This window comes from Streptococcus hyointestinalis (genome assembly GCF_041225505.1).
GTDB classification, from domain to species: Bacteria; Bacillota; Bacilli; order Lactobacillales; family Streptococcaceae; genus Streptococcus; species Streptococcus hyointestinalis_B.
On sequence record NZ_JBCLSK010000008.1, the window covers coordinates 14,644 to 28,436 of the forward strand.

Below are 13,793 nucleotides of genomic sequence, written 5' to 3' on the forward strand. Positions count from 1 at the left end.
GGGAGTGAGACGAGGCCTCCTTATCTTGACAACTATTCTACAATGAAAGTGAGGTGAAGAGAGTGTCTGTCACTTACTCGACAGGTGAGCTGGCAAGGCTGGCTAAGGTTTCTGTTAGAACTGTGCAGTATTATGATAAGTGTGGTATCCTGCCACCAACTTCTCTTAGTGATGGTGGGCGCAGGATTTACACTGAGTCTGACCTGCATGTGTTAAAGCAAATTTGCTTTTTACGAGAGCTTGATTTCTCTATTGAGCAAATCAAGAGGCTGCTCGCAGAGGATAATGCTACTGAGACTTTGCAGTTGTTACTGGTGGACCATATCACTCACCTAAACCAGGATATTCATCATAAAAAGGAGCAGGTTGACATGGCTGTCAACTTACTTGACAGTCTTAAAAAACAGCCTGATATGCCTTTAGAGCAATGGACAGATCTCTCCTTAGTTATGAAAAATCATAGTCTTTGGCGTAAAAACTTTGTATCTAGCTGGGTAAAGCTTGCTCTTCTAACCTTTCTCTTTATAGGAGTGGTGTATGTGCTTGGTTACTATTTTGAGGGACAATTATGGGCGCAGGTACTTGGCGTTAGTTTAGCTTTACTGTTTCTCCTTGTGCTTATCTGGATGGTTTATCGCTATTATCAAAAGGTGGCTTATCTCTGTCCGCATTGTCACAAGCCCTTTGTGCCGACTTTCAAGGCTTTTAGCTTGGCGGCACACACTCCAAAAACGAGATGTCTCACCTGTCCACATTGCCATTACAAGTCCTACTGCCTTGAGATTGCAAGAGCAGATGAAGCCAAATAAAAAGAACCTTCTGCTTGATCGCAGAAGGTTTTTCGCTTAGAAGGGCAATTTACCAGCAAAAGCGCCCATAGTCTTTTGCGTTGCCGCATCCACTTGCGCAAGTGCATCGTTGATAGCTTGCGTTGTCATATCTTGGAGTGTCTCGATATCGTCAGGATCGACAATGGCTTCCTTGTAGTCAATAGAGACCAGCTTTTTATCGCCTGTAAAGGTCGCAGTCACTAAATCTTGGGAGGACTTGCCCACAAAAGTTGTACTAGCAAGCTCCGCTTGCTTTTTTTCCATTTGCTTTTGAAGCTTTTGTGCTTGCTTCATCATGTTCTGCATATTCATCATAAGATTATAAGTTCCTTTCGTAGCAAGGGGTAGACCTTGTTTGTTGTTGCCTGATTTCGCCTTATTGTTTTCCTAAGTTAAGGTGTCTCTAAAGCCCTTATTCATTATATCACGATTATAGGTGAAGGCAAAGGTTTTAAAGGGGTGTTTTGTTTCTTGACATCTAGATAGGTTTTTACTAAAATAAGTTTACAGTGTCTACTTATTATGTGAAAGGAGAGCTTATGCCAAGAAAACCAACACAACTGCGAGAAAAGCTGATTCAAACTGGGCTAGATTATATTGAACAACATGGTGTAGAGACTATTTCTCTGCGCCTGATTGCAGAAAAATGTCAGGTTAGTCATGGTAGTCCCTACAAGTATTTTAAAAATAAGCAGGACTATCTTGATACTGTACTTGCTGAGATTCGGGCTATTTTTGCTGAGGCTTTACTGCAGGGCATTACTGAGGCTGCTAGTGACCGTCAGCGTTTGCTACAAATGGGGACCAACTTTGTTGCTTTTGCTACTTGCCATCCTCACTATTTTAACGCTCTCTTTTTAGACAGCACCTTGGTGCCAGTCAGCTTAGCTGACTTAAAATCAGACAAAAGTGCTCACCTGCCCGCTCTTAGCTATTTTCAAAAAGCCATCACAGCGCTCAATCACGAAGCAAAAAGAGAGACGCAGCAAGCGCTCATTCACCTGTGGAGCTATATTACAGGGCTTACTCTGCTCGTGTCTCGAGATGACCTTATGGATATCAGCCAATTTCAGATTGAGCACAATATCGCACAAATGATTAGCATTTACTTTGGGGAAGGAGACTAATATGCAAACGACCATCATCTATGCCCATCCTTATGACAAAAGCTTTAACCACGCTATCTTGGAGAAACTTCTAGCAAAATATGCTACAGAAGACCTAGCTGTCGTTGACTTGTACAAGGATGGCTTTAATCCTATCTATACCAGTGAGGAGCTGGCTCTCTTTAAGACGGGAGAAACGCTAGACCCACTAGTGCGCCACTATCAAGAGCAACTGATAAAGACGGATAAACTCATCATTGTAAACCCCATTTGGTGGAACAATATTCCTGCTATCCTTAAAGGCTTTTTTGACAAGGTGCTAGAGATGAACTTTGCCTACTGTCCAACCAAGACTGGTGTTAAGGGACTATTGACCAATATTACATCAGCTGAGGTAGTGACCACATCGACGTCGCCGACCTTTTATCTGCGTTATTTTGCGGGAAATTGTATCAATGGCTCGGTCAAATCCACCCTCAAACAAATCGGTGTCCAGCACTTTTCTTGGAAACATTTGGGTGGTATAAGTAAGTCAACAGCCAAAAAGCGGGAAAAATTTCTGGCGACTCTCTAAAGTTTAAGCTTGTTTAAGGTTTCTTTAAGCGAGTCTAGCTATACTATAGTCATCCTAAAACTTTTCTTTTTCATAAATCTCCTGAGAGAGTCCTAGTGCACTGGGGCTCTTTCGTTTTGTCTTGATAAATGAGCAAGTCAGTTGCTTTTTTGAGTGAGCTAGGATATACTTGTCCTTGACTATGTTACATTTGTTATATTGAAGGAGAAAAAGCATGTCACTTATTACTGTTATTTTGGCAACATTGGTTGCTTTAGAGCATTTTTACATCATGTACTTGGAGACTTTTGCGACTCAGTCAGACGCAACGAGTCGTGTTTTCAGTACGGACAAAGAAGAACTCAGCCGTCCGTCGGTTGATAACCTCTTTAAAAACCAAGGGGTCTACAATGGTTTAATCGGTGTTTTCTTGCTCTACGGTCTTTTTGGGGCGCACAGCGTGGAGTTGGTAACGGTCTTTTTGATTAACGTGGTTGCAGTTGCCGCTTACGGTGCCATCACTGTTGATAAGAAAATCATCTTAAAACAAGCAGGGCTTGCTATTTTAGCGCTCTTGAGTTTACTCTTTTAAAAAAACGAACCTGTAAGGTTCGTTTTTTTATTGAACGGTAATATCATCGTCTCTAGCTACGAGGTTGAGTGTGTTTTCGCTAGAAGCTGTTAGGCGCTTTGTGATGTCATCGTCTTCTTCAGCGTTGTGCGTGACGGTGAGGTTATAGTCATTGAGGGAAATGTCTATGCCATCTGCGATGATGCTATTTTTTTGCTTAAAGGTCAGACCATTGCCTTCAAAGTCCCCGTCTTGAATAGTGATATTTGTGTTTATCAATGTAGTTTGCTTCATATCGATGGTGTTGTAGTTGACTGATAGTTTGGTGCTATCGAGGTTAACATTTGTCGTTTCAAAGTAGCTGCTTGTCTCAATGGTGGTGTCTTTAAGTCTTAGATTTTTAAGAATGAATCCGCTGATATTGCTTACTGAGATAGTCTTTAGGTTGCTATTCTTAGGTAAGGTGAGTGTGATTTGATTATCAAAGCTAAAACCCTCTCTAGCAAGGTCTAATAATCCACCAGAAATATGTCTACTTGTTGCATAGCTGGCTTTACTAGTAAGGCTTAGCTCCCCATTTTTGAAGCTGTAGTCTGTCGTATAAATTGAATTTTGGGCTTTGACTTTGGTATAAGTCAGCGTTGGTTTGGTGACATTACCAGATGTCACAATCAGATAATTCTCTCCAGAGACCGTAAGCGAGTCAAGATTATCAAAAGTCTTAGTATACTTTTGGGTAGTAGCTTCTGCTTTGGCTCTAATATCATCAATGCCTCCAGTGTAGTAACCAAAGACGCCAAAGAAAATGCCCAATAAACTAAAGCTCAGTGCAATCCCTAATACCACTTTTGTTCCTGTTTTCATGCTTTTTCTCCTTTTTTAGTCAATGTGTGAATGAGCAGTAACAACCCACGTCCACACAGTTTGATGAGCTGGTAGAGGATGAGACAAGCTAACAGCCCAATCCCAACAGCTAACATTCCTCCGCCAAAGCTGATACTGGCTGCTGACAGCGAGACTTGCTGCCAGAGATTGACCGCATCAACCATGTAAAAGATACCTACAGCAAAGAGCGCAAGCAGTAATATCACACCAATTAACATGATACCAAGGATAAAGAGAGCAACTCCTAAAAGAAAGCCCAATAAAGCAATAGCAAGAGGCAGTCCGATAGGTGCTGCTAGAATGGCTAAAACTGCTATCGTGAGTGTTTGCTTGTAGGAGCGTGGTTTATCCTCAGCAAGGGTCTTTCCAAGGATATTGTGGATAATCTCGCTGGCTGCCTCTTTTGGTGTGCCCAGCTCACGGATGACCTCTTCTTCCTTGTCCTCGCCTGATTCGTCGAAATATTCTGTAAAATATTCCATCGCCTCCTTGTAGTCGGCTTCTGGTAGTTTACGCAGATGGCGGTCTAGCTCCGCTAGGTATTCAGTCTTTTTCATGTCTTATACTCCCTTCGATAATGCCTAAAATCGTTTCTGTGTAAGTCTGCCATTCTTTCTTGAGAAAGGTCAGCTCGTCTTTGCCTGAGTCTGTGATGCGATAGTATTTGCGTTTGCGTCCTTGATGTTCTTGCGAATAAGTCGTCACAAAACCCGCTTTTTCCAGCTTTTTTAAAATGGGGTAGAGTGAGGACTCTTTGATGTCTGCGATGAGTTTTATGGTCCTGCTAATCTCATAGCCATAGGAGTCCTGCTCATCGACAATGGCTAGAATCAAAAACTCAATCACCACAGCAGATGTTGGAAAATGCGCCATGTCAACCTCCTGAGTAGTATGTAAATTTTTGATATATCATATCTTTATATATATTATATTTTTATATATAAGAAATGTCAATAGGTTTTATATAAAATTTTTATATATTATGGGTATAGTTCATATCTATATGAAAATCTTGAAAATAACTATTTTTCAAGTGACTCTATCTTTGTTAGAATAGCAAGCATAATAAAGTTAAAGAGGGAATAGATATGACAAGATCAAGATTTCAATTGGTGGGCTCACTGTTGCGCCCAGAGGAGCTAAAAGCTTATAAAACACAAATCGAACACCGTGACGACATCCGCTATCCTTTCTATGAGGACTTTGACGGCTACAAGGACACAGAAGAAAAAGCGATTCGCCAGATTATCGCTGACCAAAAGGCAAATGGCATTGATGTGGTGACAGATGGTGAGTACTCGAAATCCATGTGGCACCTTGATTTTCTTTGGGGCTTTACAGGTATTGAACGCTACATCGCAGAAAACGGCTATACTTTTAAAGACCATGACGGAGGTCAATACGAAACCCGTAAAGACATCGGACTGCGCATTACAGAGCCCTTGTCTGGTAAAAACCACCATTTCCTAGAGATTTACAAGGATGTTAAGGAGCAAGCAGGCGATACGACGAGCAAGATTACGGTTTGGGGACCTGCACACGCCTTTACCGAGCTATCTGTTTTTGATGGGCTCTACGGAGAGGATGAGGTCTACAAGACACAAGAGGAGCTTCGTGCTGGCGTGATTGACGCTTACAAAGAGTTTTTGACCGATTACAGGGCAGCTGGCGGTGAGATTGTTCAGTTTGATGATTGCCTTTGGGAGCTCTTTGATGAGAACAACCCAGACAGTTTCTTTAAAGAAGGCAACAGTGACCTTGCGGACTTGGCGGATGCCTTTATCGCTATCAATAATGAAGTGGTCGACTTTGCGCATGAGCTTGGTCTGACGGTCTGGACACACAATTGCCGTGGTAACTACGAGAGTCGCTCAGCCTCTGGTGGGACTTATGAAGCTATCGCAGAGAAGTTCCTGCGTGACCAGCACTATGACCGTTTCTTCCTTGAGTGGGATGATGAGCGTGCAGGTGACCTAGAAGCGCTCTCCGTTCTCAAGGATAAGGATGCAGAAGTGGTGCTAGGGCTTCTCTCTAGTAAGACATCAGGACTTGATGATGAGAAGCGTGTCCTAGATAGCCTTGAAAAAGCAGCCAGCATTTTGCCAAAAGAGCGTCTTTATCTATCTCATCAGTGTGGCTTTGCCTCATGTGATAGTGGCAATGAGCTCTCTATCAATCAGCAATGGGCTAAAATCAAGCAAGGTCAAGCCATTGCCCAACAGTTTTGGGGATAAAAAAACAAGCTCAATGAGCTTGCAAGGAGAGCTCTTTCTAAAGGGAAGAGCTCTTTTAATGCCCTAAAACCAGTCGTTTGCTGTAGACGGCTTGTCCAGAGTGCATGACGGCGTCATCAATGGTAGAGACGATGCGGACTTGTCGTGTAACAGCGGGTGTCCAGCTGGTATCAATGATGTCTGATAAGCTTTCTTCGGGCAGATTTTCCAGATAGCTGTGAGCACGTGTGATAGCGGCGTTGAGGTAGTTTATCAAGACTTCTTTACTAGGTGCGATGACTTTGGCAGCTTCTTGTGGTGTGTGCCTCCAGTCCCCTGTATCATCAGGCAAATCAAGTCGAAAGGCTTCTTTGTGCCCGTCAAACCAGACAGGAGAAAGACCCGCCAAGTTTGAGATTTGATAGTCAATGGTGCGACTGGTGTGCCAGATGAGCCAAGTAACCGACTTGATAAGGGGCTGTGGCATGGTGTTTGCCTTGTCCAGTGTCATCTCTTCTAACGTCTCTAAGAAACGCTCTCTAGCACGCTCTAGCGTGTCAATGGATAGTTGTGTAGCCTTCATAGTGGTCTCCTTTAGTTTTTGCTTAGTAGTTGGTGCTTGGTGAGGTAGTTTTTAGCGACGGTAGAGGCAGATTTGCCTTTGACAGCGACAGCGTAGTTCATCTCTTGCATGTCTTTTTCGGAAATTTTTCCTGCCAGTTTGTTGAGGGCTTTTTCGACCTGTGGGTATTTCTTTCGGGTTTCCTCTGTCATGAGCGGAGCTCCTTGGTAGGGCGGAAAGAGCTGTTTATCGTCTTTTAGCGTGGTCAGGTCATACTGCATCAATTCGCTATCTGTTGAGTAGGCGTCGATAATCTGGACCTTACTAGCATTGATGGCTTGGTATCTGAGTGAGGGCTCCATAGTGGAGACCGAAAGGTTTAAGCCGTAGCGGTTTTTGAGTCCTAGATTGCCATCCTCACGGTCGTTAAACTCCAGTGTAAAGCCAGCTTTTGCGGTCGTTTCGACCTTTTTGAGGTCGCTGATGGTCTTGAGATTGTGCTCTTTGGCGTAGCTTTTTTTGACAGCGATAGCATAGGTATTTTGGTAAGCCATAGGCTTTAGGAGCGCTAGCTTGTCCTGCTTTAAAATGCCTGTCTTTGCAGCTTTGTAGACGGATGTAGGGTCGTTTTCGACCTGTGGTGGATTTTTTAAGAGGCTTGAGGTGATGGTGCCGGTAAACTCTGGATAGATGTCAATATCACCTGCTTTGAGCGCTTCGTAGAGAAAGGAGGTCTTGCCAAAGTTCGGTTTTGTAGTGACTTTGATGTCTGTGCTGTCCTCGATGAGGAGCTTGTACATATGGATGAGAATATCAGGCTCAACGCCCATTTTCCTAGCGACGACTAGTGTTTCTTGTTTTTTCTGCGGCTGCCACTGTGGCGCATAAGAAGCCCCAAGCCCTACAATCATAACAAGCAGTGATAGCAAAATGGTTTTAAGCTTTGCCTTTTCCAAAAGACCGATGACAAGGCTAAATAAAAGAGCGAGTAGAGCCGATGAGATGGCGCCGATGAGGATGAGCGAGGGGTTGTTGCGGTCGATACCAAGAAGGATAAAGGAGCCAAGCCCGCCTGCGCCGACCAGGCTAGCTAGCGTTGCAGTTCCGATAATCATGACAGTCGAGGTGCGCACACCAGAGACGATGACAGGCAAACTCAGCGCTAGCTCAAACTTTTTCAGACGCTCCCAGCGTGTCATCCCAAAAGCTGTCGCTGCCTCGATCAGATTGGGGTCAATCTGTCGGATGGCGGTGATGGTGTTTTGCAAAATCGGAAAGATAGCGTAGAGGACAAGGGCGACTGTCGCAGGCAGTGTCCCAATTCCCATAAATGGGATAAATAGTCCGAGTAAGGCAAGTGAAGGGATGGTCTGAAAGATACCTGTGATTTGCAGGATAAGGCTGCTTAGGCGCTTATAATTGCTTGTGACAATGCCTAGCGGAATGGCAATCAGCATGGCAAGGAGCAAGCTCAACAGTGAGATTTGCAAATGCTCAAGGAGGCTCGTCGTCCACTCTCCAAAGCGGTCGGTAAATGTTGAAATGAGTGCAGCCATGGTCTAATCCTCCGTCTCAAAAAGCTGGGCAACAAAGGCGTTTTTCGGTGCTTCTTTGATAGCCTGCGGGCTGTCTACTTGGACGATTTTGCCTTGATTGATGATACAAATGCGATCAGCCAGTCGCATGGCTTCTTTCATATCGTGGGTGACAAAGACAAGTGTCATACCAAGCTCTTTTTGTAGGCTCTTGGTCAAGTCTTGCAGTTGCCTGCGTGAGATGGGGTCAAGCGCTGAAAAAGGCTCGTCCATCAAAAGCAACTCAGGATTGGTGATGATAGCCCGTAAAATGCCGATACGCTGTTGCTCGCCTCCAGAGAGCTCGCTTGGGTAGCGGTGGCGGTATTTGCTAGGAGCAAGCCCCACTTTTTGAAGGAGAGTATCGCTCGCTTCCCTGCGTCTCTTGGCGTCCCAGCCTTTCATCTCCGGGATGAGCTCGATATTTTCTGCCACGGTGAGATTGGGAAAGAGTGCGATTTGCTGCAAGACGTAGCCTGTCTCAAGCCGTAATTGCCTAAGATTGATGGTGTCAATAGCAACGCCGTTTCGCAAAATACTGCCAGCAGTTGGTGTAATCAAGCGGTTGAGCATTTTGAGAAGCGTGGTTTTTCCGCTACCGCTAGGACCTACCAGCACAAAAAACTCGCCTCGCTTGATATGTAGTGTAATGTCCGATAAGACAACTCTCTCCCCGTACTGTTGACTTACGTGTGAAAAGTCAATCATATAATCCTCTTTCTATCAGTCTTTGAAACTTATTTTCCTTTTTTTCTTTTGAGTCCGTCCTCTAGGTTGTGGAGGATACGCTCTAGATAACCGTCTGCCTGCTCAATCTCTTCTTCTGAAAAGCCTTGATAAAAGATGTCGGCTAATTGCTGACTGACCTTATCGCCGATAATTTCCTGTTCTTTTCCAAGTGTTGTGAGTGTGTAGAGTTTTTTGCGCTTATCCTGTGGATGTGACAGACATTGGATGAGTTTTTGGTCTATCAAGCGCTTGAGCATGGCTGTTAGTGTGTTATTGGCAAGTCCTGTATGACCTGCAAGCTCCGTTGCTGTCTGAGGCTCTTTTTCCCATAGGCTTGAGAGGATTTTCCCCTGCTCTGCTGAATAGAGCGCTCGCCCGTCAGCAGCCAAGAGGTAGTTGAAGAGCCTAGCATTTAACAGCTGGATGTGTAAGGTTAGATAACCGCCTTTTTTACTGGCTGGCATACAATTTCCTCTCTCTAAAAAGTTCTATTTAGAAATATTATACCGATAGTACCACACACTTTTAATAAGGTCAAGAAAGATGTCTCATAAAAAGTAACAACTGTCAATCTATGCTTTAAGGTTTTTTTAAGCCAGCGTAGCTATACTATAGTCATCCTAAAACTTTTCTTTTTCATAAATCTCCTGAGAGAGTCCTAGTGCACTGGGGCTCTTTCGTTTTGTTTAATAACCTAAAAAAGCCCTTGTCAAGGGCTTTTTAGCTTGTGTAGTGTTTTTTGAGCCAATGATCTGCCCAAAAGAAGATAAGGCTAGCTATCGCCATAAAGACGATAAGCGGTGTAAAGATGTGGCTTGTGACCTTGATTTGCAAGAAAGGACTGAGGTAGTAAGCTGAAATCATAAAGCCTAGGAAAGACCAGAAAAAGAGCAACAGACCACGCCAGAGGTTGAGTGGCAGACTTGCTCGCAAGACAGAAAGCAGTGTCACAAGTCCTAGGATGTAGTAGGCAAGGGCGGATTGCTCTGGCAAGCTCCAAGAAAGGAAGTGCCCTAGAATGCGACTGGCTAAAAGGCCAGCTGTAATCAAAAGCCCACTTGGAATCGCCTTGAGAACCGCTAAGCGTAAGAAATCTTTTTCAACTAGCTTGTTGTTTCTCTCAAAGCTGAGAAGAAATGGTGGTAATCCCTCCATGAACTGGTCGACAACAGTCACTTGCAGTGGTGTAAATGGAAAAATAATCACATCGCCAAACAAAGGACTAATCAAGCAAAGGAGAGCCAGAGCAAAGGAGTAGACCGTTTTAACCAGAAAGATAGGGGCTACACGAGCGATGTTGTTGACGACACGGCGCCCTTCAAATAAAATCTCTGGCACGTCGTTAAAGTCAGACTCTAAGAGCACGAGATTTGCGACTTGGCGAGTGGCAGGGTCGCCCTCAGCCATAGCAATGGAGCAGTCTGCCTCACGTAGCGCTAGGATGTCGTTGACCCCATCTCCTGTCATAGCGACGGTACGTTCTTGCTCTTTCAACTCACGGACGATTTGGCGTTTTTGCTCAGGTGAGACTCGCCCAAAAATGGTTGTCTCAGGGATTTTGGCAGACAGTTCGGTCTCTGATAGGACAGAGCAGTCGATATAGGACTGATAGTTGTCAAAGCCTGCTTTTCTAGCGATATTGGAGACAGTGACGGGGTTGTCCCCAGAGATGATACGCAAATCAACATCTTGGCTCTTGAGGTAGTCAAGCGTTGAGGTTACTCCTTTTCGGATAGGGTCTGCGATAATCAAGAGCCCAAGCGGCACTAAGTCATCCGCAGGATGTTCAAAATCCGTTCGCAAAGGCTTTTTGCTGTGGCAGAGGACCAGTGTCCTTGAGCCTTGAGTTTGCGCTTCTAGCATGGCTCTTGGCTGCTCGCTCATCAACAGCTCTGGTGCTCCTAGATAGAGTGAACCGATGTCTGAAAAGGAGATAGCGCCCCATTTTCTCTGGCTGGAAAAGGGAATAGTGGTGACGACATGTTGACTGGCACCCTTGCCGTAGACTTGTCTAATGGCACGAGCGGTGGGATTGCTGTCCTCACTTGCTGTGATGTAGGTGGACAGGTAATTTTCAAAGAGTTCGACTGGCGTGTCCCCTAGAGGAATGGTGCGCTCAAGTCGCATTTTTCCCTCGGTAATGGTACCTGTCTTGTCAAGGCAGAGCGTGTCCACATGCGCTAGGGTCTCAACAGAGTACATCTCCTGTACCAAGACCTTCTTGCGTCCCAGCTTGATGACTGCAGTCAGCAGAGCTGTGATTGTCAAGAGAGCAATGCCTTTTGGCAACATCCCTAGAAGTGGTGTCGAGGTGTAGACGACAGCTATCTTAGTTGGTAGATTCTTGAGATAGAGGGCTTCTAGGAGCAGTCCAATCCCAAAGGGCAGAATGATTTTTCCTGTGAAAGACGCCACACGATCGAGTGCTTGGATGATACGAGAGCCGACAGCCTTGTCTTTTTTGGCTTCCAGCATGAGCTTGCTAGCGTAGTTGTCATCGCCAACCTTTTGGACGATAGCCATGATGTGTCCACTGACCAGAAAGCTCCCAGCGAGAATCTCGCTATCTGCTGTCTTAGACACAAGGTCGCTCTCTCCAGTCAGCATGGCTTCATTGAGCTCGGCAAAGCCACTAACGACTCTTGCGTCACTAGGCACTTGATCTCCCGTTGAGAGGGTAATCAAATCCCCCAGTACCAGCTGATCTGGTGGTAATTTTTCTGTTTTGCCGTCTCGGATGACCTCTACCAGATCTTGACTGATGAGATTGAGCCTGTCAATCATCCACTTGGCACGTACCTCAACGAGGATACCAGAGCAGGCATTGATGATGATGATACTGAAAAAGACCGTGTCAGACCAAGCCTTGACCGCAAGCAGTGCAATGACGATAAAAAGGTTTAAGAGATTAAATAATGTAAAGACATTGCGCTTAAAGATAAGCCAGTATGTATTTTGTCCTTGTTTTGAAATTTGATTGATATGACCAGCAGCTTTTTGCTCTTCAACCTGAGCTGCTGTGAGTCCTTCTTTTGACCATGAGTTTTTCATACTATTATTATAACACAAGATAATAAAAAAGCTAGAACTAGGGGCAACTTGCTCACAGTCTAGCTTTTAGGGAATCATTTAATTTTGTACAGGTGCCAAGCTGTTTTGGACATTGTATTTCTTTTGCATGTAGTAGCGTAGACCAAAGGCTGCTAGTGAGATGACAAAGAGTGCCCAAGATGGCAGGTTGCTATTGAGCCCAGCTGGGATGATGAGATTGATGACTGTGATAAGGACGATCCAAGCAAACATAGCAAGTGCAATCATGGCGATGGACTTGAGCCAGCCAGGACGCTCGCCTTTTGGTTTGCCAAGATGGCGATAAACGAAGTAGTAAGTAGCGTACATCGCACCCCCACCCCCAAAGCCGATAGACAGGATTGAAAAGATACCTGAGTTGGTGGCTTTTGAGTTGAAAAGAAGCATTAAGCCGTTGATAAGGGCGATGATACCGATGAAAAGAAGAGAAGTATCCAGCCACATGAGCCAAGGATTGGTGTTTTTTTGTGACTTCTGCTGTTTTTTGTCCTCTTCTTTTGGTGTAAAGCTGCCTGCCCAAACTGTCGGTGCACCTAGAAAGCTTCTAGCAGGAATGCCTTTTTCTTGATTGTCAAGGATACTTGGTAGAATTTCATCAAAGATAGCGTCAATCTCTTCTTGAGATTTGCCGTCTTGGGTGAGTTGTTTACTTGCGATGTGGATAAACTCTTGATTTTTTTTGGTGAGTTGAGATAAGCTTTCAGTATTCATAGGAACTCCTTATATGTATAGTGTTTAGAACCATTTTTTGCGGATGAAGTAGGCAACAACCATCAAGCTAAGCCCAGCCGCAATCAAGACCACGTACCAGAAGGCATAGGGCTTGTCATTGAGTGGCAGCCAGTTGTTTTGAAAGTTCATGCCGTAAGCTGAGAAGATAACGGTCGGGATATCCAGCGCCATTGTCATCAGAGCTAGGGTTTTCATGATGGTGTTTTGGTTGTTTGAGATGATAGCAGCAGAGGTTTCTGTCATGGCATTCAAGACATTTTCATAAATGGTCGCCATCTCAATCGCCTGCTGGGTCTCAATCAAGGTGTCCTCAAGCAAGTCCTCGTCTTCGATGTATTTTTTGAGACTGCTGGCGTTGCCTGAGAGTTTTTTGACGATTCGCTCGTTCATCTTGAGTGACGCCTTTAGGTAGACGATGGATTTTTCCAGCTCCATCATGTCAATCAGCTGCTCGTTACGTGTGGCATTTTCCATCTCCGCTTCCAACTTATCGCTTTGGCGGTCAATGGAACGCAGAGCGGTTAGATAGAGCTCTGCATTGCGGTAGAGAATTTGAAAAACAAAGCGTGTTTTCATAAACGTGTAGAAATTACGCACACGATGGTTGAAAAAGTTGTCAAATAAGGTCAGCTTTTCAATGCAGGTCGTAATGACAGCATTGTCCGTGACAATGATACCTAGAGGAATGGTGACATAGTAGCTCTTATTGTTGCGCTCCTCATAGGTCGGCACGTCCACGATAATCAGCGTGTAGTCGTCCTCAACAGCAATACGAGAGGTTTCTTCGACGTCAAGAGGGGCTCTAAGGTCAGCGATATCAATCCCAAAGCGGTCAGCCACTTGAGCTGACTCCTCCTGCGAGGGGTTCACCAGATTGATCCAAGCACCTGGCTCGAAGGTATCAATTTCATTGAAATCCAGTGCGGTTGATAAAAACAGCTGCTTCAT

16 protein-coding genes are annotated in these 13,793 nt (G+C 44.8%); 5 read left to right on the forward strand and 11 right to left on the reverse strand.

Features of this window, described 5'->3' with window-relative positions; translation table 11 throughout:
• Window positions 1-62: 62 nt before the first annotated feature.
• A complete protein-coding gene (locus AALA56_RS03320; protein WP_369908776.1) occupies window positions 63-809 on the forward strand; it encodes a MerR family transcriptional regulator in 747 nt (248 codons plus the stop codon).
• 36 nt (window positions 810-845) lie between these two features.
• Here AALA56_RS03320 and AALA56_RS03325 read toward each other — a convergent pair whose 3' ends face one another.
• Window positions 846-1,145 carry a YbaB/EbfC family nucleoid-associated protein gene (locus AALA56_RS03325; protein WP_369908741.1) on the reverse strand — a complete coding sequence of 100 codons (300 nt, stop codon included), beginning with the start codon at window positions 1,143-1,145 and terminating at the stop codon, window positions 846-848.
• A 224-nt stretch (window positions 1,146-1,369) separates the two neighbouring features.
• Between AALA56_RS03325 and AALA56_RS03330 the strand changes: the two genes are divergently transcribed.
• The 3 genes from AALA56_RS03330 to AALA56_RS03340 all read left to right on the forward strand — a co-directional run bounded on the left by AALA56_RS03330 (window position 1,370) and on the right by AALA56_RS03340 (window position 3,081).
• The gene (locus tag AALA56_RS03330; RefSeq protein WP_369908742.1) at window positions 1,370-1,957 is read left to right on the forward strand and encodes a TetR/AcrR family transcriptional regulator; all 588 of its coding nucleotides are present in this window, start codon (window positions 1,370-1,372) and stop codon (window positions 1,955-1,957) included.
• 1 nt (window position 1,958) lies between these two features.
• Complete coding sequence (locus tag AALA56_RS03335) at window positions 1,959-2,510, forward strand: NAD(P)H-dependent oxidoreductase (protein WP_369908743.1); 552 nt, start codon at window positions 1,959-1,961, stop codon at window positions 2,508-2,510.
• A 214-nt stretch (window positions 2,511-2,724) separates the two neighbouring features.
• A complete protein-coding gene (locus tag AALA56_RS03340; RefSeq protein ID WP_369908744.1) occupies window positions 2,725-3,081 on the forward strand; it encodes a DUF1304 domain-containing protein in 357 nt (118 codons plus the stop codon).
• A gap of 27 nt (window positions 3,082-3,108) precedes the next feature.
• Here the strand turns inward: AALA56_RS03340 and AALA56_RS03345 are convergent, their stop codons facing one another.
• From AALA56_RS03345 to AALA56_RS03355, 3 genes are read right to left on the reverse strand one after another with little or no spacing between them, the layout of a single operon-like run.
• On the reverse strand, window positions 3,109-3,924 hold the full coding sequence (locus AALA56_RS03345) for a DUF4097 family beta strand repeat-containing protein (RefSeq protein WP_369908745.1): 816 nt from the start codon (window positions 3,922-3,924) through the stop codon (window positions 3,109-3,111).
• Window positions 3,921-4,502 (reverse strand): DUF1700 domain-containing protein, encoded by a 582-nt coding sequence (locus tag AALA56_RS03350; protein ID WP_369908746.1) that lies wholly within the window; start codon window positions 4,500-4,502, stop codon window positions 3,921-3,923. Before AALA56_RS03350 ends, AALA56_RS03345 begins: the two co-directional genes overlap by 4 nt.
• Window positions 4,489-4,818: a PadR family transcriptional regulator gene (locus AALA56_RS03355; protein ID WP_369908748.1), complete on the reverse strand. Its 330-nt coding sequence runs from the start codon at window positions 4,816-4,818 to the stop codon at window positions 4,489-4,491. Before AALA56_RS03355 ends, AALA56_RS03350 begins: the two co-directional genes overlap by 14 nt.
• Before the next feature lie 215 nt (window positions 4,819-5,033).
• Here AALA56_RS03355 and AALA56_RS03360 point away from each other — a divergent pair, with 215 nt between their 5' ends.
• Window positions 5,034-6,179, forward strand: coding sequence for a cobalamin-independent methionine synthase II family protein (locus AALA56_RS03360; protein ID WP_369908750.1), 1,146 nt, complete (start codon window positions 5,034-5,036; stop codon window positions 6,177-6,179).
• A gap of 55 nt (window positions 6,180-6,234) precedes the next feature.
• Here AALA56_RS03360 and AALA56_RS03365 read toward each other — a convergent pair whose 3' ends face one another.
• From AALA56_RS03365 to AALA56_RS03395, 7 genes are all read right to left on the reverse strand, one after another.
• The gene (locus AALA56_RS03365) at window positions 6,235-6,741 is read right to left on the reverse strand and encodes a DinB family protein (RefSeq protein WP_369908751.1); all 507 of its coding nucleotides are present in this window, start codon (window positions 6,739-6,741) and stop codon (window positions 6,235-6,237) included.
• Between the two features lie 11 nt (window positions 6,742-6,752).
• Complete coding sequence (locus tag AALA56_RS03370; RefSeq protein ID WP_369908752.1) at window positions 6,753-8,276, reverse strand: ABC transporter permease/substrate-binding protein; 1,524 nt, start codon at window positions 8,274-8,276, stop codon at window positions 6,753-6,755.
• Window positions 8,277-8,279: 3 nt separating this feature from the next.
• Complete coding sequence (locus tag AALA56_RS03375) at window positions 8,280-9,002, reverse strand: ABC transporter ATP-binding protein (RefSeq protein ID WP_369908753.1); 723 nt, start codon at window positions 9,000-9,002, stop codon at window positions 8,280-8,282.
• Between the two features lie 29 nt (window positions 9,003-9,031).
• Complete coding sequence (locus tag AALA56_RS03380) at window positions 9,032-9,487, reverse strand: MarR family winged helix-turn-helix transcriptional regulator (protein WP_369908754.1); 456 nt, start codon at window positions 9,485-9,487, stop codon at window positions 9,032-9,034.
• Between the two features lie 256 nt (window positions 9,488-9,743).
• Entirely contained in the window at window positions 9,744-12,074 is a 2,331-nt protein-coding gene (locus AALA56_RS03385) for an HAD-IC family P-type ATPase (protein WP_369908755.1), read from the reverse strand.
• Window positions 12,075-12,152: 78 nt separating this feature from the next.
• Window positions 12,153-12,824: a DUF1129 domain-containing protein gene (locus tag AALA56_RS03390; protein WP_369908756.1), complete on the reverse strand. Its 672-nt coding sequence runs from the start codon at window positions 12,822-12,824 to the stop codon at window positions 12,153-12,155.
• Window positions 12,825-12,848: 24 nt separating this feature from the next.
• Window positions 12,849-13,793, reverse strand: coding sequence for a magnesium transporter CorA family protein (locus AALA56_RS03395; RefSeq protein WP_115271018.1), 945 nt, complete (start codon window positions 13,791-13,793; stop codon window positions 12,849-12,851).

Coding starts and splice junctions, on each gene's coding strand:
- AALA56_RS03355 (WP_369908748.1), bottom strand. CDS start 4,818: ATGGCGCATTTTCCAACATCTGCTGTGGTGATTGAGTTTTTGATTCTA.
- AALA56_RS03385 (WP_369908755.1), bottom strand. CDS start 12,074: ATGAAAAACTCATGGTCAAAAGAAGGACTCACAGCAGCTCAGGTTGAA.
- AALA56_RS03375 (WP_369908753.1), bottom strand. CDS start 9,002: ATGATTGACTTTTCACACGTAAGTCAACAGTACGGGGAGAGAGTTGTC.
- AALA56_RS03350 (WP_369908746.1), bottom strand. CDS start 4,502: ATGAAAAAGACTGAATACCTAGCGGAGCTAGACCGCCATCTGCGTAAA.
- AALA56_RS03330 (WP_369908742.1), top strand. CDS start 1,370: ATGCCAAGAAAACCAACACAACTGCGAGAAAAGCTGATTCAAACTGGG.
- AALA56_RS03365 (WP_369908751.1), bottom strand. CDS start 6,741: ATGAAGGCTACACAACTATCCATTGACACGCTAGAGCGTGCTAGAGAG.
- AALA56_RS03380 (WP_369908754.1), bottom strand. CDS start 9,487: ATGCCAGCCAGTAAAAAAGGCGGTTATCTAACCTTACACATCCAGCTG.
- AALA56_RS03370 (WP_369908752.1), bottom strand. CDS start 8,276: ATGGCTGCACTCATTTCAACATTTACCGACCGCTTTGGAGAGTGGACG.
- AALA56_RS03390 (WP_369908756.1), bottom strand. CDS start 12,824: ATGAATACTGAAAGCTTATCTCAACTCACCAAAAAAAATCAAGAGTTT.
- AALA56_RS03340 (WP_369908744.1), top strand. CDS start 2,725: ATGTCACTTATTACTGTTATTTTGGCAACATTGGTTGCTTTAGAGCAT.
- AALA56_RS03360 (WP_369908750.1), top strand. CDS start 5,034: ATGACAAGATCAAGATTTCAATTGGTGGGCTCACTGTTGCGCCCAGAG.
- AALA56_RS03325 (WP_369908741.1), bottom strand. CDS start 1,145: ATGATGAATATGCAGAACATGATGAAGCAAGCACAAAAGCTTCAAAAG.
- AALA56_RS03335 (WP_369908743.1), top strand. CDS start 1,959: ATGCAAACGACCATCATCTATGCCCATCCTTATGACAAAAGCTTTAAC.
- AALA56_RS03345 (WP_369908745.1), bottom strand. CDS start 3,924: ATGAAAACAGGAACAAAAGTGGTATTAGGGATTGCACTGAGCTTTAGT.
- AALA56_RS03395 (WP_115271018.1), bottom strand. CDS start 13,793: ATGAAGCAGCTGTTTTTATCAACCGCACTGGATTTCAATGAAATTGAT.